Genomic DNA, 19952 nt, shown 5'->3' with positions numbered 1-19952 from the left:
ATTTATTTTCCCCAGAAGTCCGCCCGGGGCACAATGAAACCGGCTTAACCAAAGCATTAAATACTCGGGAAGGCCTAACTATTCTGAGGTGTTTAGCATGGAGGAGATTCTGAAGGCAATCGAGGAGACGGACTGCAAAAAGGTTGCAAGCCTTCTGTACCACAGGGTTGATGAGCTGGGCGACGAGGAGCTTAAAGAAGCCCTCGAAAGGGCCGAAAAGCTCGCCCTGGAGTGTGGTGATTTTGAACTGTACAAGCTCACCGTTTACTACTTCCACGAGCTTCTCGGGATAGACAAGCTGAGCGAGTTTGAAAGGATGGCGGAAGAGAAGGACACCTTCGAGGTAAAGTTCGAGCTGGCAGACCTCTACTACCTGATAGGGGAGCTTGAAAAGAGCCTTGAGCTTTACAGGGCCCTTCTCGAAGAGGAAACCGAGAAGGGGAACAGGGAGAACATAGCGAAGATCTACTACGCCATGGCGCTCATCCATGAGGAGCTCCAGGAGTACGAGAAGGCCATAGGGCTCATGGAAAAGGCGGAGGAGATATACCGCGAACTTGAAGACGAGGACGAGGTTCTGAAGATAGCCATCCACAAGGCGTACGTTCTCTTCGAATCCGGGGAAACCTACGAGGCGAAGGCCATGCTCGCAGGCATCCTGCCGAAGGTTCTGAACAAGAGCGACCTCCTCGTTGAAATCCACCTCAGCTTTGAGGAGATATTCGAGGAGGACGAGAACTACGACGCGGCACTTCAGGAATGCCTTTACGCCCTCATCCATGCAAAGGGGAGCGACTACGAGGATATAGCCTTCGGCTCGCTCATGGACGTCCTCTGGCAGCTGTTCCTTGAGGACGACTTTGAGACGGTTTACCTGCACATGGACATGTTCTCAAATGCCCTCCCCGAGCTGACGGAGTTCTTTGAGGCCGTGAAGGCGATAGCCCTGTACAAGGATGGGAGGATCAAGGCCGAAGAGGCAGGAAAAGCCATAGAAAAGGTCAAAGACCCACGCCTGCTAGACCTTCTTGAGTTCCTCGGAGAGGCTGAGATGTGAGAGGGGAACCACCACCGGGATTCCCCCAATCTCTTCTATCCTTACCCTCACCCCGTAAACCTCCTCAAAGAGGCCCGGTTCCAGTATTTCTCTTCCGCCGTCTGCAACAATGCCTCCATTACTCACGAAGACAAACCTCTCGGCAAATCGAAGGGCAAGGTTAACGTCGTGCATAACCACTATTGACGTCCCTCCCCCCTCGGAGAAGTGTCTCGCTATCTCCATGACCTCCAGCTGGCTCTTAAGGTCGAGGTTGTTGGTTGGTTCATCGAGAAGGAGTATCCCCGGTTCCTGTGCCAGGGCCCTGGCTATGCTGACCTTCTGGAGCTCCCCACCGCTCAGCGCGTTGGTGGTCTTCAGGGCGAGATGCCCGATACCCATAATCCTCATCACTCTCCATACCGTCTCAACGTCGTCCTTCGATGGTCTCAGCCCCATGTAAGGCCTTCTGCCAAGAAGAACGGTGTCAAACACCGTCATAAAACCCGGTTCGTATCTCTGCGGCACGTAGGCGAGAACCTTTGCCAGTTCATTCCGGGAGTATTCACGTACGGGCCGCCCAAGAATCTCCACGGCGTCACATTCCAATATGCCCGCGATACATTTGAGGAGCGTGCTCTTACCTGCACCGTTGGGGCCGAGTATGGCCACAAATTCACCCTCATCAACTTCAAGGTTGATTCCCCTCAGAACCTCCGAACCGTTGTAGGTGAAGTGGAGATCCATGACCTTTACGGCACTCATTTCCTCCCCTCCATCCTTACAAGGAGATATATGAAGGCGGGAGCACCGAGGAATGACGTCACTATGCCAACCGGCAGAATCATAGGGGACAGAACAAGCCGGGCAACCGTATCCGCTGCCACCAAGAGCAAAGCGCCCGCCAGGGCAGATAGAGGAACAAGAAAGCGATAGTCTCCCCCGGTCGCAAGTCTGACGGCGTGGGGCGCTATCAGCCCGATAAAGCCAATGACACCCACAAAAGCGACGCTTACGGAGGTTACTAAAGCTGCCAGAAACGTCGAGATGAGGCGGACCCTCTCAACGTCAACGCCAACGCTCTTGGCTACCTCATCACCCATAACGGATGCATTCAGATCCCAGCGCTTAACGACAAAATACAGAAAAACAGGGACGAAAACCGCGAACAGCATCAAATCCTCCCGCCAAGTGGCCCTCCCGAGGTCGCCGAAGCTCCAGTAGACCATAGCGGCCAGCTGAAGCTCATCCGCAAAGTACTGAACGAGCGTGGTCAGGGCCACAAACAGCGAGCTCATGGCAACACCGGCCAGGATTATCGCCTCCGGGCTAAGTCCCTTAAGCCTTGCAAGTGTTAGAATCACGGCTGTGGCGCTTATAGCACCGATGAAAGCAAAGAGGACAACAGCGTAGGGGTTGTCCAGTGAAATTCTCCCGGAGCTTTCCGCGTACCCTGCCCCAAGGAGTATCGCAAAGGAAGCTCCAAACATCGCCCCGTGGGAGACGCCCATCGTGAACGGCGTGGCCAGTGGATTTCTAAGAAAGCCCTGCATGACCGCGCCCGCTATGGCCAGGGAAGCGCCAACCAAAAGTCCGGCAACTATCCTCGGAAGTCTTATGTTCCAGACTATGAGCCGGGCACTGTCCGTTCCGCCGCCGAAGAGGGCGACCACGACCTCCCTCACGGGGAGCGAATAGGCCCCGTGGGAAAGGGCGTACAGACTAACCACAACGATTGACAGGGAAAGAAAAAGGCCAATGAAGACCCTTTTTGCCACATAGCCTTCGTAGTCCATCTCCATCACGGCGAGACGACCGTCCCGTTGGAGAGGTCTATCTTACTAAAGCCGCCGAACTGTTCTTTCATGACGTCGTAGACGGGCTTCCCTAAAAGGAACGTGTATATATTGTCGGCCTTCTTCGCGGGGTCGACGTCGCTGAACTTCTCAGGATAGAGCACCTTTCCTATGAAGTACGCATCGGCCAGGGCCGTTCCGATGTTTGTTGTGTAGAAGTTGTAGGGCAGTATGCCATAGACGTTGCCCTCCTTCACTGCCCCGAGCGAGGCGTAGAAGTCCGGATTCTTGGAGTAATCATCGAGGATTAGCTGGAGGCCGCCCTCGTCGATGAAGATGTAATCAGGCTGCCACTCAAGGAGCTTCTCCTTGTCAATGAACTGGTGGCCGCTTCCAAGCTCATCGGCAACGTTCTTGGCGCGGACAACAATGAACGGCGGGTAGCTTGCCTCTGTGCTCTCCATGCCGTGAGCCCCCTTGTAACCGATGCCGCCAACGAAAACCGTCTTGGGCTCAACGTCCGCCGTGCGCTCCATCAGATCCTCTTGGGCCGCCTTAATGAAGTTTATTACCTCCTCAGCCCTCTTCTCCCTTCCGAGGATTTTGCCGGCCAGCTCAAGGGACTTGAACAGATCCGCATCCTCAAAGGTCGTTAGCTGACCGTAACTGAGAACAACGACCGGAACGCCGGTTTTCGACTGTATCTCATCGGCAGTCTCCCTGTCCACGTAGGTTATGAAGATAACGTCGGGCTTCAGCTCTACGAGCGCCTCGAAATCGGGCAGCTTGCCCGGCCCGCCGGGGCCCACTGTGGGCAGTTTCCTGAGTTCCGGATGGGCTATGATGTACGGCCTTCCAAAGTTGTAGCGCTTCTCAAAGTCCTCCACACCAACCACCATGTCGCTTGCGTTGAGGTAAACAACGAGCCTCAGCGCTCCCGGGCCCACGGCAACCACCCGGCTCACCTTCGCGGGAACCTCCACACTCCTCCCAAGGGCGTCCGTGACGGTTATCGTTGCCTTCCCACTTTCGGTGCTTGTATCATTCCCGATGCAGCCGCTTATCGAAACCACCATGAGGACGAGCAGCAGGGCAAAGAGCCTCCTCATCTCAGCACCCCCTCGGCGAGACGTCAACTATTCCCCTTCCAACCACCGCACGATACACCTCCCCCGCACAGCGAAGGCAGAAGGGCTCGTCGTTTATGTAAACGACCCGGTTTTCCATGACCAGCTCCCCGCACTTCGAGCAGCGAACGCTCTCCACTATCGGCGCCTGCTCCACAGGAGGAACCCTAACACGCTCGATTTTGAACTCCTCCTTTGGAAGCTCCAGCATGGTGTGGGCTATCTCCTCCCAGAGCCCCCAGAGACGCTTCCGCTCTTCCGGGGTTCCCTTCCGCTCCTTAACGACCCTATTGAAGAGCTCTGTCGTGCCCGGGGGGTAGTACTTCCTCAGACTCTCAGCGTCGGCGTAGACCCTAACGCCCTCCCATGTGGAGCGCTTGACGAGGGTCAGGGCCGTCTTGCCGAGGTCGATGTATACCAGGGAGTTGTTTCCCAGCGTGCAGCCTGTCGTCACCTGGACGCCGTCAGTAAAGCAGCTGTTGACCTCTACCATGGCGAGAATGGACTCATCGACGCTTCCAGAGTAGTCGAGCCTTCCGACGCCTAGTTCCTCCATGGCTATCAGCGACGCCCTTATTCCAAGGGCGAGATATGGACAGACGTGGCCGTGAAACTCGCGGGCGTATTCAAGAATCTTCCCGGCATCCTTTTCTTCCACGAGACGGTTGAGCGCGAGCATGGTATCACCAATCGGCAATTAAGTAGCACGCTTTTAACGGTTTTTTAATCTAGGTGTTATCAACCTTTGGTGTTGCACCGGACAGACAGCAACTAACCAGATTGGACAGGAGGGGTAAGGTATAAATCACCCTTTGCACAAGCTCCCTCCATGGAGCGCAGAATCAGGGTTGCTCTGATCATGTCATTCCTGTCCCCGTTCTTTGCAGAGGTGCTGAGCGGTTCTACTCCTCCCCTGGAGGCACTTACCAATCCGCTATCGTTCCCCCTCCTGTGGGCATATTACGGTGCGGGCGCTCTCCTCGTTCGCGAGGCCTGGGTCCAGTGGGGAAGGAACTACCTGAGGCTCATGCTCCTCGGCTTTGTCTACGGAATTGTGGAGGAGGGGCTCGTCATAAAATCCTGGTTCAATCCGAAATGGCCCGATCTTGGAATCCTTGGGGTTTATGGAAGAGCCTGGGGAGTTAACACCGTCTGGGCGGTATGGCTGACGATATTCCACGCCCTCATGAGCATAACCATCCCGATAATGGTAGTGGACGCCCTCTATCCAGAGCTCCGGGACGAGAGGCTGCTTGGAAAAAGGGGATTAATGCTCGCATCTGCGTCGTTTCTGCTGTCCGGTGCAGTGTTCTTCGTTGTCCTTGGTTCATACAGAGCACCTGCACTCCAGTATCTCCTCACGGTAATCCTCACGATTTCCCTGCTCCTGATGGCCAGGAAAATAAAAAGGGAGACCCTCTTTGATGGGACATTCCCGAGGAGGCATCCCTTCCTCCACGGCCTCCTGGCGTCTTCTATCCTGTTTTTGATATTCACTGCCCTTCCGCGCTCTCCGGTGCCCCCGGTCGTGACGTCCCTCCTGGGACTCCTCGTAACGTTGCACTTCTACTCCACGCCCGCCCGTCTGGACGAAAGGGGAAAGTACACCCTTGTCCTCGGGTTTTTGGCATTCTGGTTAGTACCCTACGACATAATCCTTGAGCTCAACGGCATCAGGGGTGAAGCCCTTCTGGGCGCTGGCACCTTTGTCCTCCTGGCATGGAAGCTGAGGAAAATGAAAGCCGGTGAACCCAGGGGTTGAAACCCGCTCATTTTTAAGGGCGTCCCCAAAACTTAATGGAGGAAGGACTACACCCTCAACATTCTCAGCGGAGACCCTGTTGCACAGTCAACAAACATCTTTGGGAGGATATGGTGAGGCAGGGAAGCCTAAAGCTCTCACAGGGGTTAGCCGGTCGATGAGAGCGTCGTCTTTCGTGGGCCAACGTTGTACGTGCCCGGTTACTACCGTGCCGTTGGGGGTATGATGGAGAGGAGGCTGGCAGAGGTGATGTCCCCGGAAGGTCAGGGCGTAAGACGAAGAGAAGAAAGTGTATGGAACAGAAACCGCAAGTCAATAGAACTTCCCGAAGTTGTGCTGGGGGATCGGGCACTGGACTATCTTCCTCGACCAGAGACAGTCGGCGCAGCTCGGCTCGTTGCCCCAGCAGTCGATGTCGGTAGTCTTGACGAAATCGCAGGCGTCAACGAGGGAGCAATCAGTGCACGAGGGGTACATGTAGTTCTTCATCGTGAAGCGGAACCAGGTGTACTTCTCGCTCGTCCAGATGTCTGCCAGGCTCTTCTCCCTGACGTTTCCGAAGGAGTATGCGTTGACCTTCTTCTTCCTGCCGAAGATGTACTCGTAGTAAGAGTGCAGGAAGCGGTAGCAGGGAGCTACCTCGCCGTCCCACCTGATTACAGCCACGTTGTTCTCGTCGAAGTCGCAGGAGCGCTCGGTCTTCATCTCGAAGTAGGGGAGCTTTATGTAGAGGCCGCTGTGGGCTATCTTGTAGAGCTCGTCGAGGATTGGAGTCATGTCAACACTGCCGTCATACACGATGTCCCCGGTCTGCTCTTCCGTTAACGGAAGGAGGTTGGAGACCAGCATTGCATCGACGCCCAGGTCAAGAAGGAACTGGGCCATCTCGGGCAGCTGCTGGTAGTTTTCCTTGGTCACGACAACCTCAACGCCTATGCTCGGCCTGTGGGTTCCCGTCTCCTCGCGGTACTTCACGAGCTTCCTTATCTTGTCAGCAGTAACTGCAGCGGCGAGGTGGCCAAGGGTTATGGCGTTTTGAGCCGTTGGAACCGTGTCCATCGAGAAGTATATGAGGTCAACCCCAAGTTCAGCAAACTCACGGAGCATTTTATCGGTGAGGAGGGTTCCGTTGCTGCTCATTCCGAGGGGAAAGCCCCGCTTTTTAACCTCCCTTACCATGTCCATGAAGCGCGGGTGAACCGATGGTTCCCCGATACCGCCGAAGTAGACCATCTTAAGCTCGGGGAACTCCTCGGCATCGTCGAGTATCTTGAGAAAGAGTTCCCAGTCCATATCGCCCTCCTCATCTTCCCAGTACTGCTTGAAGCACATCTCGCACTTGAGGTTGCACCTGCTCGTGATTTCAATGTAGAGGTACTTCATGTCGAGCTTTGGCCTGACTATCACCTTCCCGTCCCAGAGGGAGAAGGTGTACTCTTTACCGACTTCCTTCGCCAATTCAACCGCCCCCTTCTGAGGGCCCGGCCCGGTTCGATGAACGCATGAAAATGCTCGAATACCGCATGTTACCACCTTAAAAGGGGAGTGACGGGGGGCAAGCTAAAAACTTTACTGGACAAAAACGGGTAAAAAAGAGGGGATCAAACGAACTCCTCCAGACCGAGCTCTTTGAGCTTCTCCTCGGTTATTGCCTTCCCGTCCTCGGTCCAGCCGCGCATCTTGTAGTACCTTGGCAGCATCTCCTTCAGCCTTACCACGTGGCCCTTGTTCGGGCCCTCTGGCATCGGCTCCTCAAGGAACCTCTTCGGCAGGGTGTCGTCCCTCTCCGGGTCGAGGCCGGCCTTGAGGTTGAAGAGCCTCTCGGCGTTCCAGATGCGCTCGCCTATTCTGAGGTAGTCTTCAGTTGAGAAGCCCCAGCCGAGGGCCGCGTTGAGCATGTCGCGGTAGTCATCCGCCCCTAAGCCAAAGGTCGTGAACAGACAGAGGCCGGCGGCGTCTATAACGGCACTGAGATCCTGGAAGATGATGAGCATCTTTATCTTGTCGTCGCCGATGTCGTGCGGGTCCATCTTGTACGGATAGCCGAGTATCTCCGGGCTTATCATGTAGTTCTTGATGTGGCAGCCGCCGCGGTTGTTGGTGGCGTAGCCGAGGCCGTGGCCCTCGGCACCACGCGGGTCATAAGCCGGAAGCTCAAGCTTCTTGACGCCCATGAAGTAGTCAACGCCGTTGAACTTCTCGGCCAGGCGGTAGCCTCCCTCAGCGAGGACGTCTCCAAAGCCCTCCCTGTAGGCTATCTTCTCTATGTAGTAGTGCAGAACCTCGGTGTTGCCCCACCTGAACGGTGGAGCCTCCTCCTCACCGATGTCCTCTGGCTTGAGAAGGCCCTTCTCCCAGAGCTCCATGGCCGTTGCCAGCGTTCCGCCGGTGGAGATGGTGTCGAGACCGTACTCGTCGCAGAGGTGGTTGGCCTCGATGATGCTCGCGAGGTCGTTTATGCCGAGGTTGGCTCCAAGGGCCCAGGTGCTCTCGTATTCCGGCCCTTCGGTAACGCCAACAGTTGGGAGCTTGTTGACCCTTCCACAGCCTATCGGACAGGCGTAGCACGGCTTGTTCCCTATCAGGTACTTGGCCGCCATGGCCTCACCGCTCTGCTCCTCCGCGTACTCAAAGACACCGGTCTGGAAGTTCCTGGTTGGGTACAGGCCGTTCTGGTTGATTATGTTAACGAGAACCGCCGTACCGTACTTCGGAAGCCCACCGCCAGCAACCGGGTCGTTCTTGAGCTTGTTTATCTTCTCCCTGACGGTGAGCATGAACTTCTGCTTGTCGGCGATGGGAACCGTCTTGCTTCCCTCAACGGCTATGGCCTTGAGGTTCTTGCTCCCCATTACCGCTCCGACACCTGCCCTTCCAGCGGCCCTGTGGCCATCGTTTATGACGGCCGCAAACTTGACCAGGTTCTCACCGGCTGGCCCTATGCTGGCTATGTGGAGCTTCTTGCTCCCTATCTCCTTTCTAAGCGTTTCCTCGGTCTCGCTCACGACCTTGCCCCAGAGGTGGCTCGCGTCGCGGATCTCAACGTGCTCATCTTTGATATAGATGTAGACCGGGCTCTCGGCCTTGCCCTCGACTATTATCCCATCCCAGCCGGCAAACTTCAGCTCTGCACCGAAGTAGCCGCCGGAGTTTGCCATTGTTATGAATCCCGTGGCCGGGCTCTTTGTAACGACGTTGTACCTGCCCCCTGTTGGGGCGCTGGTACCGCTCAGCGGGCCAGGTGTGATTATCAGCAGGTTCTCGGGGCTCAGAGGGTCCACCTTCGGATCCATGTACTTCAGTAGGAAGTATATTGCCAGACCCCTGCTGCCGAGCCACTTCTTGGCTATCTCTTCGTCGTACTCCTCCACCTTCACCTCTCCAGTGGAGAGGTTTACACGTAGAAATTTACCCCAGTTGCCATACATGGACATCGCCAATGGACAATTGTACATTTATGCCTATAAATTTTGGCGAAAATAAAGGGACATTACGAAAACCGATGTGTTAAACAGTTGTGTTGATAAAAGCCAAGGTTAAAGATTGAAAAAATGAAAGTTTTGTCAGGCATCAACCTTGAATAAATTAAGCCGCGGCACTCCATGGTGGGAAACCCAAGGTTGGAAACTCCATCGTTTTTAAGGATGGAGACAAACCCTCATCTGGAGGGAGCCGAAAATGCACGAGTGGGCACTCGCCGATGGAATAGTTAGGACAGCCCTGGATTACGCGGAGAAGGAGGGTGCGTCAAAGCTCCTAGCAGTCCGGGTCGTTCTTGGTGAACTTCAAGATGTCAACGCCGAGATAGTCGAGTTTGCGATGAAGGAGCTTTTCAAGGGCACCATTGGGGAGGGCGCGGAGATAGAGTTCGTCGAGGAGGAGGCGGTCTTTAGGTGCCGCGACTGCGGCCACGAGTGGAAGCTGGAGGAAGTCAGGGGAAACTTTGACGAACGCATAAAGGAGGACATACACTTCATCCCTGAGGTCGTTCACGCGTTTTTAGCGTGCCCGAAGTGCGGCAGCAGGGACTTCGAGGTCGTTCAGGGCAGGGGAGTTTACATAAGCGGCATAAAGATCGAGAAGGAGGGGGAGCCATGATCGTTGACCCGCGCGTCAAGGGTATAGAGGGCAGGCTTGAGAAGGTGGAGCGCATAATTCCCGTTGTCAGCGGGAAGGGCGGGGTCGGAAAGTCGCTCGTCTCCACAACGCTCGCCCTCGTCCTGGCGGAGAAGGGCTACAAGGTCGGCCTCCTCGACCTCGACTTCCACGGCGCGAGCGACCACGTGATTCTGGGCTTTGAGCCGAAGGAGTTCCCCGAGGAGGAGTACGGCGTAATCCCCCCGACTGTTCACGGGATAAAGTTCATGAGCATCGTCTACTACTCCGAGGACAGGCCGACGCCAATGAGGGGCATGGAGATAAGCGACGCCCTCATAGAGCTCCTCGCCATAACCCGGTGGGACGAGCTGGACTACCTGATCATAGACATGCCGCCAGGTCTCGGCGACCAGTTCCTCGACGTGCTGAGGTTCCTCAGGAGGGGCGAGTTTCTGGTCGTCGCAACGCCGTCAAAGCTGTCAATCAACGTCGTTGAGAAACTCCTGACCCTGCTCAAGGAGAGGGAGCACAGGATCCTCGGAATCGTCGAGAACCTCAAGCTGGACGAGGAGAGGGACATAGAGGAGCTGGCGAAGAGGTTCAACATACCCTACTTAACCGGCATACCCCTGTACAGAGACCTGGAGGACAAGATAGGAAAGCCGGAGGAGCTGTTGAGGACGGATTTTGCGGAGAAGATAAGGGGAGCCGCAGAGAAGATTTAGCGAAGGGTTTTTCTTTTCTCCATCCTAACTCGTTAAAGGTGGAACTATGGAGCTCACCGAACTCCTCAGAAGGGCCAGACGGGTCGTCATCTGCGGCATAGGGAACGACGTTAGGGGAGACGATGCCTTCGGCGTCCTCGTTGCCGAGAGGCTGAAGGAACTGGTGGACAGCCCGAACGTCCTCGTCCTGAACTGCGGCGAAGTTCCGGAGAGCTACACCGGAAAGATAGTGGAGTTCAAACCCGACCTTGTGGTCTTCGTGGATGCCGTTGACTTCAGGGGGGAGCACGGGGAGGTTATAGTCGCCGACCCGGAGGGGACGCTGGGAGATGCCGTCTCAACCCACAGCCTGCCGCTCAAGGTTCTGGTGGGATACCTGAAAACGCGTCTCAACGCGGAGTTCGTCCTCATCGGCTGTCAGCCAGCGGTTATGGGACTCTTCCAGGAGCCGAGTGATGCTATAGTAGAAAGGGCAGAGACCCTTGCAAGGGCTATGGCCGGTGTCCTCAATGGGACTGAGGGTTAGAGAGGCCACCCTTTGGGACTGTCAGAGGATAGTGGGCATTTACCTCTCCAACTCACCATGGAAGGACTCGCCTTACGAGACGTACCTCCAAGTCGGCCCCTGGGGGCTGGAAGAGACCTGTGCGATCCACCTGAACAACCTCAAGCTCTCTGGAGGGATAGCGCTCGTTGCAGAACTGGACGGGAAGGTGGCGGGTGAGGCCGAAGTTTTCATAAGCGAGGAGGTCTGGGACGGAGAGCTCGTAAAGACAGCACACCTCAGCGTCATTGAGGTCGCCAGGTGGTACCAGGGGAAGGGCATAGGAAGGGCCTTAGTGGAGCACGTGATAGAGCTGGCCGGTGACGAAGGCTGCGACCTGATTACCGTCACCCCGGAGAAGAAGGCCGTTGGGTTCTACAGAAAGCTCGGATTCGACAGGACTGTGTATCACGGGGTTATTGCCGACATATCAACGGACGCCGGAAAGAATGCCCCAACTCCGGCCAGTTTTATCCCCACCTGGGACGACCTGAGAGGAGTGCCCCTCAGCCTGGGACAGTTCCAGAGTTCCTACAACCACTGGTTCACGGAGTTCGTTGACAGGGTCGCGGACGTGGACGGGAGGGTTCACTTCGAGAGCGGAAGCATTGAAGGCGGTTTTTACGTTCTTGAGGGCAGCTTTTTTGACAGAAGAACTGCAACGGCTTATTTCTGGGGAGAGAACAGCCTGGATGGTCTAAAGAGGCTTGCGGCCCTTGCGAGGCGCAGGGGCTTCAAAATCCTCAGAACGAGCCTCAGCAGAAAGCTGGTAAGCGGCAGGCTGGAGTTCGGCATAACACCCTTGGACGAGGTTCTCATACTGGCAAAGTCACTTTGAGTTCGCTATGAGCTTTCTCAGGTCGCCCCGGCTATTAACGTTGAAAAAACTCCCCCTCCAGTGGGAGGGCAGCCCCTCCACCTCCAGGTAGCATACGTCGGCGGAACGTATTGCCCCGTTCAGCGAGTAGTCACCGCTGTGTATTCTCTCCTCAAGGATACCGCGAAACACCCTTGAGTACGCCGCGTGGAGGGGCTCAAGATATCCGTTGCTCCAGCGGGGGACGCAGGCGGTTTTCCCGTGGCGAGCGAACTCCCGGATTATGTGGTCAACGAGCTCGGGCACTATAAGGGGCATGTCACCGGCGGCAACGAACGCGTCTCCAAGGCCCAATGCGGTGTACACCCCCCCTGCAGGCCCCACGGAGAGCTCGTCAACCACCACCTCGCAGCCGAGACCCCTGAGTCTCCCAACGTTATCTGGAGAGGCCACCACAATGACCTCATCTATGAGCGAAGCGGATTCAAGCCTTTCAAAGGCATGCTGGATGAGCGGCCTCCCATCTACCCTGAAAAGTAGCTTATCATTTCCGAAACGCCGGCTTCTGCCCCCGGCCAGAAGTATGCCTAGCATGGTACCTGGTTGGATTTCGGACTTTTAGGGTTGACGGTTGAAAACCTATGGTTCTGGAAAGGCCTAAAAAAGCCCCGGTTGAATTGTCCATGGGTGAAACAAAATGTGTCTGGCGGTTCCCGGAAGGGTCATCGAGATAAACGGAAAAGTTGCAGTCGTGGATTTTGGAGGGGTCAGAAGGGAGGTTCGCCTGGACCTGCTCCCGAACGTCGAGGTGGGCGACTACGTTATAGTCCATACAGGCTTCGCGATAGAGAGGCTCGACGAAAAGAGGGCTCTGGAGATACTTGAGGCGTGGGCAGAGGTTGAAAAGGCCCTGGAGGGATGACGATGACCGACGTTTTGAACGCCTTTAAGGACAGAGAGCTGGCCCAGAAGGTCGTGAGGGAGATACACAGGGAAGCGCAGGGTCTCGACGAGCTCCGCTTCATGCACGTCTGCGGAACCCACGAGGACACAGTAACCCGCTCTGGAATACGCTCGCTTTTACCCGAGAACATCAAAATAGTCAGCGGTCCGGGCTGTCCGGTCTGCATAACCCCCGTTGAGGACATTGTCAAGATGCGCGAGATTATGAAGGAGGCCTACGAAGAGGGAGACAGGATAATCCTGACCACCTTTGGGGACATGTATAAAATCCCCACCCCCCTCGGAAGCTTTGCGGACCTCAAGAGCGATGGCTACGATGTCAGGGTGGTCTATTCCATATTCGATACCTACCGGATTGCCAGGGAGAATCCCGACAGGACTGTCGTTCACTTTTCACCGGGCTTTGAGACGACCACCGCCCCTGCGGCCGGAATGCTCAATGCCGTCGTGGAGGAAGGGCTCGAAAACTTCAAGATATACTCCGTCCACCGCCTGACTCCCCCGGCCGTTGAGGCGCTGGTTAAGCAGGGCACCAGGTTCCACGGGCTGATCGACCCGGGCCACGTTTCCACAATCATCGGCGTGAAGGGGTGGGAGTACCTGGCCAGGGACTACGGCATACCGCAGGTGATAGCCGGTTTCGAGCCGGTCGACTTCCTCATGGGGATTCTGATGCTCATCAGAATGGTAAAGAAGGGAGAGGTCAAGATAGCCAACGAGTACACCCGCGTCGTTAAGTACGAGGGCAACGTTGTGGCCCAGAGGCTCATTGAGAAGTTCTTCGAGGTTAAGGACGCCAAGTGGCGCGCCCTCGGAACGATACCGAGGAGCGGGCTGGAGCTGAAGAAGGAATGGAAGGAGCTGGAGATACGGACGTACTACGACCCGGAGGTTCCAAAGCTGCCCGACCTCGAAAAGGGATGCATCTGCGGTGCGATCCTGCGCGGCCTGGCGCTGCCCCCGCAGTGCCCGCACTTCGGCAAGACGTGCACGCCGAGGAGTCCAATAGGGCCGTGTATGGTCTCCTATGAAGGAACCTGCAGCATTTTCTACAAATACGGAGCTTTGTTCTGACACCAAAGGTTGAAAACTCCTCCCCGGTTTTTAACTTTTGGTTTTAGAAACCTATAAAGGCTCAGATTACCAAGAAAGAACCGGTGAGAGGAATGAAAGCTTACCGGCTTCACGTTCAGGGCATCGTTCAGGCGGTTGGATTCAGGCCTTTCGTCTACAGGATAGCCCATGAGAACAATCTGCGGGGCTACGTTAAGAACCTTGGAGACGCGGGAGTTGAAATCCTCGTTGAGGGCAGGGAAGAGGACATAAACTCATTTCTGAGAGACCTGAGGGAGAAGCTCCCTCCCCTGGCAAGGATAGAAAGGATAAAGAAAAAGGAAGTCCAGCCCCAGGGCTTCGACCGCTTCTACATAGAAAAGAGCTCCCAGGGCGGGGAAGGCGGGGACTCGATAATCCCCCCGGACATAGCCATCTGTGACGACTGTCTCAGGGAGCTTTTCGACCCGACAGACAAGCGGTACATGTACCCCTTCATCGTCTGCACCAACTGCGGGCCGAGGTTCACGATCATCGAGGATTTGCCATACGACAGAATCAACACCACGATGAGAGAGTTCCCGATGTGCGACTACTGTGAGAGCGAGTACAAAGATCCCCTCAACAGACGCTATCATGCCGAACCCGTCTGCTGTCCCGTCTGTGGGCCGAGCTACCGTCTCTACACGAACGAGGGGGAGGAAATCATCGGAGACCCGCTGAAGAGGGCGGCGGAGCTCATAGACAAGGGATACATCGTCGCCATCAAGGGGATAGGCGGAATACACCTCGCGTGTGATGCCACCAACGAAGAAGCGGTCGCAGAGCTGAGACGGAGAACCCACAGGCCGCAGAAGCCCTTCGCAATAATGGCGAAGGACGTCGAGACGGTGGAGGAGTTCGCCTTCCTCCCCCCGGGGGAGCTTGAAGAGCTGACCTCTTACAGGAGACCGATAATAACCCTCCGGAAGAAGGAACCATTTCCCCTGCCGGAGAACCTCGCGCCGGGGCTTCACACAATAGGCGTCATGCTGCCCTACGCGGGAACGCATTACATACTCTTCCACTGGAGCAGGAGCAGGGTTTACGTCATGACCTCTGCGAACTACCCGGGAATGCCCATGGTCAAGGACAACGATCGGGCATTCGAAGAACTGAAGGACGTGGCGGACTACTTCCTCCTCCACAACAGGAAGATACTCAACCGCGCAGATGACAGCGTTGTGCGCTTCGTGGATGGAAAGAGGGCGGTGATCAGGAGGAGCAGGGGCTTCGTACCTCTGCCGATAGGGATACCCTTTGAATACCGCGGCCTGGCCGTTGGAGCCGAGCTCCTCAACGCATTCTGTATAGCAAAGAACGGGCGCGTTTACCCCAGCCAGTACATCGGGAACACCTCGAAGGTTGAAGTCCTGGAGTTCATGGAAAGTGCCATAGAGCACTTCAAGAGGCTTCTCCGCGTGGACGAACTCGACCTCATAATAGCCGACCTCCACCCGAGCTACAACACGACAAAGCTGGCAATGGAAATGGCCAACCAGCTCAACATAGAGTTCCTCCAGGTCCAGCACCACTACGCCCACATAGCGAGCGTTATGGCCGAGAACAACCTCGACGAGATAATAGGAATAGCCGTTGACGGTGTCGGATACGGTGCGGACGGCCACACCTGGGGAGGCGAGGTGATATACCTGAGCTACGAGGACGTCGAGAGATTGGCGCACATAGACTACTACCCCCTGCCAGGCGGCGATCTGGCCAGCTACTACCCGCTGAGGGCGCTGATGGGAATACTGAGCAAGGTCTACAGCATAGAGGAGCTTGAGGGGATAATAGAGAGGTGCTGTCCGAAGGCCATAGAGAGCCTCCGCTATGGAAGAGTGGAGTTCAACGTAGTCCTGACCCAGCTGGCAAAGGAGGTCAACACTAGCTACGCATCCTCAACGGGCAGGGTACTCGACGCCTTCTCGGTTCTCCTCAACGTGGCCTACAGAAGGCACTACGAGGGCGAGCCGGCCATGAAGCTGGAGAGCTTCGCGATGCGCGGGAAGAACGACCTCAAGTTCGACGTACCGGTCGAGGGCGAGCTGATAAAGGTGGAGGAGCTCTTCGCCCAGGCGTTTGACGTCATTGAGACCGCAAACCCCGCGGACATAGCGTACTCAGTCCACCTCGCCCTGGGGAGGGCCTTTGCGGACGTTGCGATGGAAAGGGCGCGGGAGTTCGGTGTGAAGAACGTTGGAATAAGCGGCGGCGTGGCCTTCAACGAGCTGATAGTCAAAACAGTGAGGAAGATGGTTGAAGCCGCGGGACTGAACTTCTACACCACCCACGAGGTTCCACGCGGCGACAACGGGATAAACGTCGGTCAGGCCTTCCTCGGCGGCCTGTACCTTGAGGGATACCTCACGAAGGAGGATCTGATGCTGTGAGGAAAGGTTAAATTCAATTTGTTCACACGATAACCGGAGGGAGAAAGATGAAGATAAAGCTTGAACACGGAGCCGGTGGAGAAATAATGGAGGAACTCCTCAGGGACGTCATACTGAAGAACCTGAGCCTGAAATCCGCTGGGGGAATAGGGCTCGACCAGCTCGATGACGGTGCGACGATACCCCTGGGAGACAGACACCTCGTCTTCACAATAGACGGCCACACGGTCAAGCCGCTCTTCTTCCCGGGCGGCGACATCGGGCGCCTCTCAGTCAGCGGCACGGTGAACGACCTGGCGGTTATGGGGGCAAAGCCCCTGGCCCTGGCGAACTCCATGATAATCGGGGAGGGCTTCGACGGCGAAGACCTGAAGAGGATCCTGAACTCGATGGACGAGACCGCCAGAGAGGTGCCGGTTCCCATAGTCACCGGGGACACCAAGGTCGTCGAGGACGAGATAGGAATCTTCGTCATAACGGCGGGAATCGGAATCGCAGAGAGGCCGATAAGCGACGCCGGGGCAAAGGTGGGCGACGTCGTCCTCGTCAGCGGGACGGTCGGAGACCACGGGATAGCGCTGATGAGCCACCGTGAGGGCATAGCCTTTGAGACCGAGCTTGAGAGTGACGTTGCCCCGATATGGGAGGTCGTCGCGGCTGTGGCTAAAGCGATAGGCTGGGAGAACATACACGCCATGAAAGACCCCACGAGGGGCGGGCTGAGCAACGCCCTCAACGAGATGGCGAAAAAGGCCAGCGTGGGAATACTCATACGGGAAACCGACGTGCCGGTGAGGCCGGAAGTTAGGGCCGCCAGCGACATGCTGGGCATAAACCCCTTCGACGTCGCCAACGAGGGCAAGGTCGTTATGGTCGTCCCAAGGGAGCATGCAGAGGATGCACTGGAGGCTATGAGGGGCACTGAGAAGGGCAGGAACGCGGCCATCATTGGGGAGGTCATAGACCGCTACCGGGGAAAAGTCCTGGTAGAGACAGGCATAGGCGGAAAGCGCTTCCTTGAACCCCCCGCGGGAGACCCGGTTCCAAGGGTCTGCTGATTTTCCCAATTTTGTCCTTAACCTTGGGTTGGGGAAACCTATAAATCGTCTTCTCCCGAGTTTTTACCCGGTGAGAGCATGATAATCGCAAAACCCTGCGTAACGATGAAGGGCATCGTCATAAGCGGCTATTCATGGGAGCGCCAGGTGAAGGTCGACCTGACCAGAACCGCCCAGTGTCTCAGGGAGAGGGGGTACACGGTAAAGAAGCTCCTCCCGGGGATGATGCTGATCCTTGAGATGGAGGGCTACGAAGTCAGCGTCTATCCGAGCGGCAAGATAATAATCAAGCTGCTGGAGGACTCAAAGACGGGCGAATCAATCGCCCGTGTGATATACGACTGTGCTGGAGTTCTGGAGGTGGTTTCATGAGGATTCCGGAGGATGTTAGGAAGGACATTCCGCTGACCGAGGAGGTAATATACTTCGACAACACGGCCACTTCGCTCACACCGAAGCCGGTTATAGATGCCATGGACGAATACTACCTGAAGTACCGCGCCAACGTCCACCGCGGAATACACCGCCTTTCTCAGATGGCGACCCACAAGTACGAAGAGAGCAGGAAGGTCGTGGCAGAGTTCCTCAACGCAAAGTTCGAGGAGATAGTCTTCACCAAGAACACGAGCGAGAGCCTCAACCTTGTCGCCCTTGGACTTGAGCATATATTCAAGCCCGGCGACAGGATAGTGACGACCCCCTACGAGCACCACTCCGATCTGCTCCCCTGGCAGAGGCTTGCCAGAAAGCTCGGCCTCAAGCTTGAGTACATAAACGGTGACGACGAGGGCAACCTGGATTTAAGCGACGCCGAGAAGAAGATTAAAGGCGCGAAGCTGGTAGCCGTTCAGCACGTGTCCAACGCCCTTGGAGTTATTCACGAGGTCGAGGAGCTCGGCAGGATGGCCAAGGAGGAAGGGGCGATATTCGTCGTTGACGCCGCCCAGAGCGCCGGCCACATGGAGGTCGATGTAAGGAAGATGCACGCCGACTTCCTCGGACTTTCCGGGCACAAGGGGCCAATGGGGCCGACGGGGATAGGCGTTCTCTACATCAACGAGGAGTTCTTTGAGACCTTCGAGCCTCCCCTGATAGGAGGGGGGACGATAGAGGACGTTGACCTGTGCTGTTACAAGCTCACAGAACCACCAGAACGCTTTGAAGCAGGAACGCCCAACATAGGCGGTGCGATAGGCCTCGCCGCTGGAATAAGGTACATTCAGAAAATAGGGATAGACAGAATCGAGAGGCAGGAGCACAGGCTCGTCAAGAGGATAACGGAGGGGCTCGACGAGCTTGAAGTGCCGTGGTACGGCCCGAGGAACCTGAAAAAGCACGCCGGTGTAGTGAGCTTCAACGTCCCCGGCCTTCACCCGCACGACGTCGCTGCCGTACTCGACAACCACAACATCATGGTTCGCTCCGGCCACCACTGTGCTTTACCCGTCATGAAGAGGCTCGGGATAAACGGAACGGTTAGAGCGTCGTTCCACGTCTACAACAGCCTTGAAGAGGTCGAGACCTTCCTCGGCGTCATGGAGGAGCTCGTGAAGAGCCTGAGGTGATTTACCTTTTTCTTTTGAACGACTGCCGTTCCAGAAAAGGTAGATCAGAGGGGCAGCGATCCCCATTCAACGTTTATCGTCTCCGGGGTGCGGTAGATGAAGGCCGCCTGTCCCTTGTGGACGTGCTTCCTCATGGGGCCCGGCGGAACACCGTTCGTCTCGTAGATCACGCTCTGAGTGTCCGGGTCGTGGTAGAGGATAAGACTTGGGCCGGCGAGGTTCATTATCGACTCTATGGCATACTGTGTCGCGAGAACGGTCACTCTAGCCCTAAGGGGTCTCGTTATGAGGGGAACTGCCGCGCCGCCGGCTGTGGTGTACGCCAAAACGGCCGCATCGTTGACGCCTATCATCGTGTTTCTCCTGTGCCTGACCACCGCGCTCACCACGAGAAAAGCTATGCCGGCCATGGTTATGCTGTACGTCTCTCCCAGCTCCACCAGGATGTTCCTTCCAAACTCGGGGGTTTTTCCGGAATAGAACGCCTCGTCCAGGGGCGTGTAGCTTTCCTGAATGACCTCCGCGTATTTTCCGTCCGACTTCACGGCCTCGGGAACGCTCTTCACCTTTCCAGCCAGGAAGTCCGCGTAGAGCCTCTCGGTCAGAGTTCTGTCGAGTCCGTAAACCGTCTGGACTATCGTCGCGGCGGTGTAGCCGTCGAGAAGACCTTCTCCTGCCAGCACCAAGGGGTCGAGACCCGTCTCCTGACCGTCCCTCACCCGGATGATGGTGTCGAACCCCTCCTCAGGAAAGCCTCCCTCGGTGTCAAAAATAACGGTCCCGTAATCGATCTCCCTGTACCTGTCCGCGAGGTACTTCAGCGCCCTTGCCGGCCACTCGTCCATGCCAAATATCTTGAGGGTTCTTCCGTGGTAGACCGGGTCGTAGAACGTGTCCTCCCCCTCCCTCTCAAAGAGCCTAACCGCTATACGGCTGTACTTCATGGGATCCACCGGTAGAGAATAGGGAGCGCTCA

Annotated in this window: 20 protein-coding genes; 12 read left to right on the top strand and 8 right to left on the bottom strand. The window is 56.3% G+C overall.

Annotated elements, in window-relative coordinates; translation table 11 throughout:
• Nucleotides 1–97: 97 nt before the first annotated feature.
• A complete protein-coding gene (locus tag ACZ5M3_RS10405; protein ID WP_464839503.1) occupies nt 98–1057 on the top strand; it encodes a tetratricopeptide repeat protein in 960 nt (319 codons plus the stop codon).
• Here the strand turns inward: ACZ5M3_RS10405 and ACZ5M3_RS10400 are convergent.
• Genes ACZ5M3_RS10400 through ACZ5M3_RS10385 form a run of 4 tightly spaced genes read right to left on the bottom strand, consistent with a single transcriptional unit; the run spans nt 1019 to nt 4638 of the window.
• Nucleotides 1019–1801 carry an ABC transporter ATP-binding protein gene (locus ACZ5M3_RS10400; protein WP_464839502.1) on the bottom strand — a complete coding sequence of 261 codons (783 nt, stop codon included), beginning with the start codon at nt 1799–1801 and terminating at the stop codon, nt 1019–1021. The genes ACZ5M3_RS10405 and ACZ5M3_RS10400 overlap by 39 nt on opposite strands.
• Nucleotides 1798–2832 (bottom strand): FecCD family ABC transporter permease, encoded by a 1035-nt coding sequence (locus ACZ5M3_RS10395; protein WP_464840917.1) that lies wholly within the window; start codon nt 2830–2832, stop codon nt 1798–1800. Before ACZ5M3_RS10395 ends, ACZ5M3_RS10400 begins: the two co-directional genes overlap by 4 nt.
• 5 nt (nt 2833–2837) lie before the next feature.
• Nucleotides 2838–3941 carry an iron ABC transporter substrate-binding protein gene (locus ACZ5M3_RS10390; RefSeq protein ID WP_464839501.1) on the bottom strand — a complete coding sequence of 368 codons (1104 nt, stop codon included), beginning with the start codon at nt 3939–3941 and terminating at the stop codon, nt 2838–2840.
• A gap of 1 nt (nt 3942) precedes the next feature.
• Nucleotides 3943–4638, bottom strand: a complete 696-nt coding sequence (locus tag ACZ5M3_RS10385; RefSeq protein WP_464839500.1) for an FmdE family protein — start codon at nt 4636–4638, stop codon at nt 3943–3945.
• 150 nt (nt 4639–4788) lie between these two features.
• On the opposite strand from ACZ5M3_RS10385, the gene ACZ5M3_RS10380 reads away from it, so the two are divergent.
• Entirely contained in the window at nt 4789–5721 is a 933-nt protein-coding gene (locus tag ACZ5M3_RS10380) for a hypothetical protein (RefSeq protein ID WP_464839499.1), read from the top strand.
• A 312-nt stretch (nt 5722–6033) separates the two neighbouring features.
• On the opposite strand, the gene ACZ5M3_RS10375 is transcribed toward ACZ5M3_RS10380, so the two are convergent.
• The gene (locus tag ACZ5M3_RS10375; protein ID WP_464839498.1) at nt 6034–7179 is read right to left on the bottom strand and encodes a tungsten cofactor oxidoreductase radical SAM maturase; all 1146 of its coding nucleotides are present in this window, start codon (nt 7177–7179) and stop codon (nt 6034–6036) included.
• Between the two features lie 143 nt (nt 7180–7322).
• Nucleotides 7323–9149, bottom strand: coding sequence for an aldehyde ferredoxin oxidoreductase (aor, locus tag ACZ5M3_RS10370; protein WP_464840916.1), 1827 nt, complete (start codon nt 9147–9149; stop codon nt 7323–7325).
• 250 nt (nt 9150–9399) lie between these two features.
• Between aor and hypA the strand changes: the two genes are divergently transcribed.
• From hypA to ACZ5M3_RS10350, 4 genes are read left to right on the top strand one after another with little or no spacing between them, the layout of a single operon-like run.
• On the top strand, nt 9400–9819 hold the full coding sequence (gene hypA / locus ACZ5M3_RS10365) for a hydrogenase nickel incorporation protein HypA (protein WP_464839497.1): 420 nt from the start codon (nt 9400–9402) through the stop codon (nt 9817–9819).
• On the top strand, nt 9819–10544 hold the full coding sequence (locus ACZ5M3_RS10360) for an Mrp/NBP35 family ATP-binding protein (protein ID WP_464840915.1): 726 nt from the start codon (nt 9819–9821) through the stop codon (nt 10542–10544). The genes hypA and ACZ5M3_RS10360 overlap by 1 nt, the downstream gene beginning before the upstream one ends.
• A gap of 46 nt (nt 10545–10590) precedes the next feature.
• Complete coding sequence (locus ACZ5M3_RS10355; RefSeq protein ID WP_464839496.1) at nt 10591–11070, top strand: hydrogenase 3 maturation endopeptidase HyCI; 480 nt, start codon at nt 10591–10593, stop codon at nt 11068–11070.
• A complete protein-coding gene (locus ACZ5M3_RS10350) occupies nt 11054–11926 on the top strand; it encodes an N-acetyltransferase family protein (RefSeq protein ID WP_464839495.1) in 873 nt (290 codons plus the stop codon). The genes ACZ5M3_RS10355 and ACZ5M3_RS10350 overlap by 17 nt, the downstream gene beginning before the upstream one ends.
• On the opposite strand, the gene mobA is transcribed toward ACZ5M3_RS10350, so the two are convergent.
• The gene (gene mobA, locus ACZ5M3_RS10345) at nt 11918–12499 is read right to left on the bottom strand and encodes a molybdenum cofactor guanylyltransferase MobA (protein WP_464839494.1); all 582 of its coding nucleotides are present in this window, start codon (nt 12497–12499) and stop codon (nt 11918–11920) included. The genes ACZ5M3_RS10350 and mobA overlap by 9 nt on opposite strands.
• 103 nt (nt 12500–12602) lie before the next feature.
• Here mobA and ACZ5M3_RS10340 point away from each other — a divergent pair, with 103 nt between their 5' ends.
• The 6 genes from ACZ5M3_RS10340 (at nt 12603) to ACZ5M3_RS10315 (ending at nt 18976) form a co-directional block, all read left to right on the top strand.
• The gene (locus ACZ5M3_RS10340; protein WP_464839493.1) at nt 12603–12827 is read left to right on the top strand and encodes a HypC/HybG/HupF family hydrogenase formation chaperone; all 225 of its coding nucleotides are present in this window, start codon (nt 12603–12605) and stop codon (nt 12825–12827) included.
• A 2-nt stretch (nt 12828–12829) separates the two neighbouring features.
• On the top strand, nt 12830–13942 hold the full coding sequence (gene hypD / locus ACZ5M3_RS10335; RefSeq protein WP_464839492.1) for a hydrogenase formation protein HypD: 1113 nt from the start codon (nt 12830–12832) through the stop codon (nt 13940–13942).
• Between the two features lie 92 nt (nt 13943–14034).
• Nucleotides 14035–16353 (top strand): carbamoyltransferase HypF, encoded by a 2319-nt coding sequence (hypF, locus tag ACZ5M3_RS10330; protein WP_464840914.1) that lies wholly within the window; start codon nt 14035–14037, stop codon nt 16351–16353.
• A 47-nt stretch (nt 16354–16400) separates the two neighbouring features.
• Nucleotides 16401–17411, top strand: coding sequence for a hydrogenase expression/formation protein HypE (gene hypE, locus ACZ5M3_RS10325; protein WP_464839491.1), 1011 nt, complete (start codon nt 16401–16403; stop codon nt 17409–17411).
• 78 nt (nt 17412–17489) lie between these two features.
• On the top strand, nt 17490–17783 hold the full coding sequence (locus ACZ5M3_RS10320) for a hypothetical protein (RefSeq protein ID WP_055429101.1): 294 nt from the start codon (nt 17490–17492) through the stop codon (nt 17781–17783).
• Entirely contained in the window at nt 17780–18976 is a 1197-nt protein-coding gene (locus ACZ5M3_RS10315; protein WP_464839490.1) for a cysteine desulfurase, read from the top strand. The genes ACZ5M3_RS10320 and ACZ5M3_RS10315 overlap by 4 nt, the downstream gene beginning before the upstream one ends.
• Before the next feature lie 44 nt (nt 18977–19020).
• Here ACZ5M3_RS10315 and ACZ5M3_RS10310 read toward each other — a convergent pair whose 3' ends face one another.
• Complete coding sequence (locus ACZ5M3_RS10310) at nt 19021–19920, bottom strand: hypothetical protein (protein ID WP_464840913.1); 900 nt, start codon at nt 19918–19920, stop codon at nt 19021–19023.
• Nucleotides 19921–19952: the final 32 nt, after the last annotated feature.

Source organism: Thermococcus coalescens, from assembly GCF_055392585.1.
Note: the sequence above shows the minus strand (reverse complement) of the source record. Positions and strands in the feature narration are given on the sequence as shown.

Bases quoted from the DNA above. Each gene is read 5' to 3' on its own strand.
- ACZ5M3_RS10405 (WP_464839503.1), top strand. From the start codon at position 98: ATGGAGGAGATTCTGAAGGCAATCGAGGAGACGGACTGCAAAAAGGTT.
- ACZ5M3_RS10400 (WP_464839502.1), bottom strand. From the start codon at position 1,801: ATGAGTGCCGTAAAGGTCATGGATCTCCACTTCACCTACAACGGTTCG.
- ACZ5M3_RS10395 (WP_464840917.1), bottom strand. From the start codon at position 2,832: ATGGACTACGAAGGCTATGTGGCAAAAAGGGTCTTCATTGGCCTTTTT.
- ACZ5M3_RS10390 (WP_464839501.1), bottom strand. From the start codon at position 3,941: ATGAGGAGGCTCTTTGCCCTGCTGCTCGTCCTCATGGTGGTTTCGATA.
- ACZ5M3_RS10385 (WP_464839500.1), bottom strand. From the start codon at position 4,638: ATGCTCGCGCTCAACCGTCTCGTGGAAGAAAAGGATGCCGGGAAGATT.
- ACZ5M3_RS10380 (WP_464839499.1), top strand. From the start codon at position 4,789: ATGGAGCGCAGAATCAGGGTTGCTCTGATCATGTCATTCCTGTCCCCG.
- aor (WP_464840916.1), bottom strand. From the start codon at position 9,149: ATGTATGGCAACTGGGGTAAATTTCTACGTGTAAACCTCTCCACTGGA.
- hypA (WP_464839497.1), top strand. From the start codon at position 9,400: ATGCACGAGTGGGCACTCGCCGATGGAATAGTTAGGACAGCCCTGGAT.
- ACZ5M3_RS10355 (WP_464839496.1), top strand. From the start codon at position 10,591: ATGGAGCTCACCGAACTCCTCAGAAGGGCCAGACGGGTCGTCATCTGC.
- ACZ5M3_RS10350 (WP_464839495.1), top strand. From the start codon at position 11,054: ATGGGACTGAGGGTTAGAGAGGCCACCCTTTGGGACTGTCAGAGGATA.
- mobA (WP_464839494.1), bottom strand. From the start codon at position 12,499: ATGCTAGGCATACTTCTGGCCGGGGGCAGAAGCCGGCGTTTCGGAAAT.
- ACZ5M3_RS10340 (WP_464839493.1), top strand. From the start codon at position 12,603: ATGTGTCTGGCGGTTCCCGGAAGGGTCATCGAGATAAACGGAAAAGTT.
- hypD (WP_464839492.1), top strand. From the start codon at position 12,830: ATGACCGACGTTTTGAACGCCTTTAAGGACAGAGAGCTGGCCCAGAAG.
- hypF (WP_464840914.1), top strand. From the start codon at position 14,035: ATGAAAGCTTACCGGCTTCACGTTCAGGGCATCGTTCAGGCGGTTGGA.
- hypE (WP_464839491.1), top strand. From the start codon at position 16,401: ATGAAGATAAAGCTTGAACACGGAGCCGGTGGAGAAATAATGGAGGAA.
- ACZ5M3_RS10320 (WP_055429101.1), top strand. From the start codon at position 17,490: ATGATAATCGCAAAACCCTGCGTAACGATGAAGGGCATCGTCATAAGC.
- ACZ5M3_RS10315 (WP_464839490.1), top strand. From the start codon at position 17,780: ATGAGGATTCCGGAGGATGTTAGGAAGGACATTCCGCTGACCGAGGAG.
- ACZ5M3_RS10310 (WP_464840913.1), bottom strand. From the start codon at position 19,920: ATGAAGTACAGCCGTATAGCGGTTAGGCTCTTTGAGAGGGAGGGGGAG.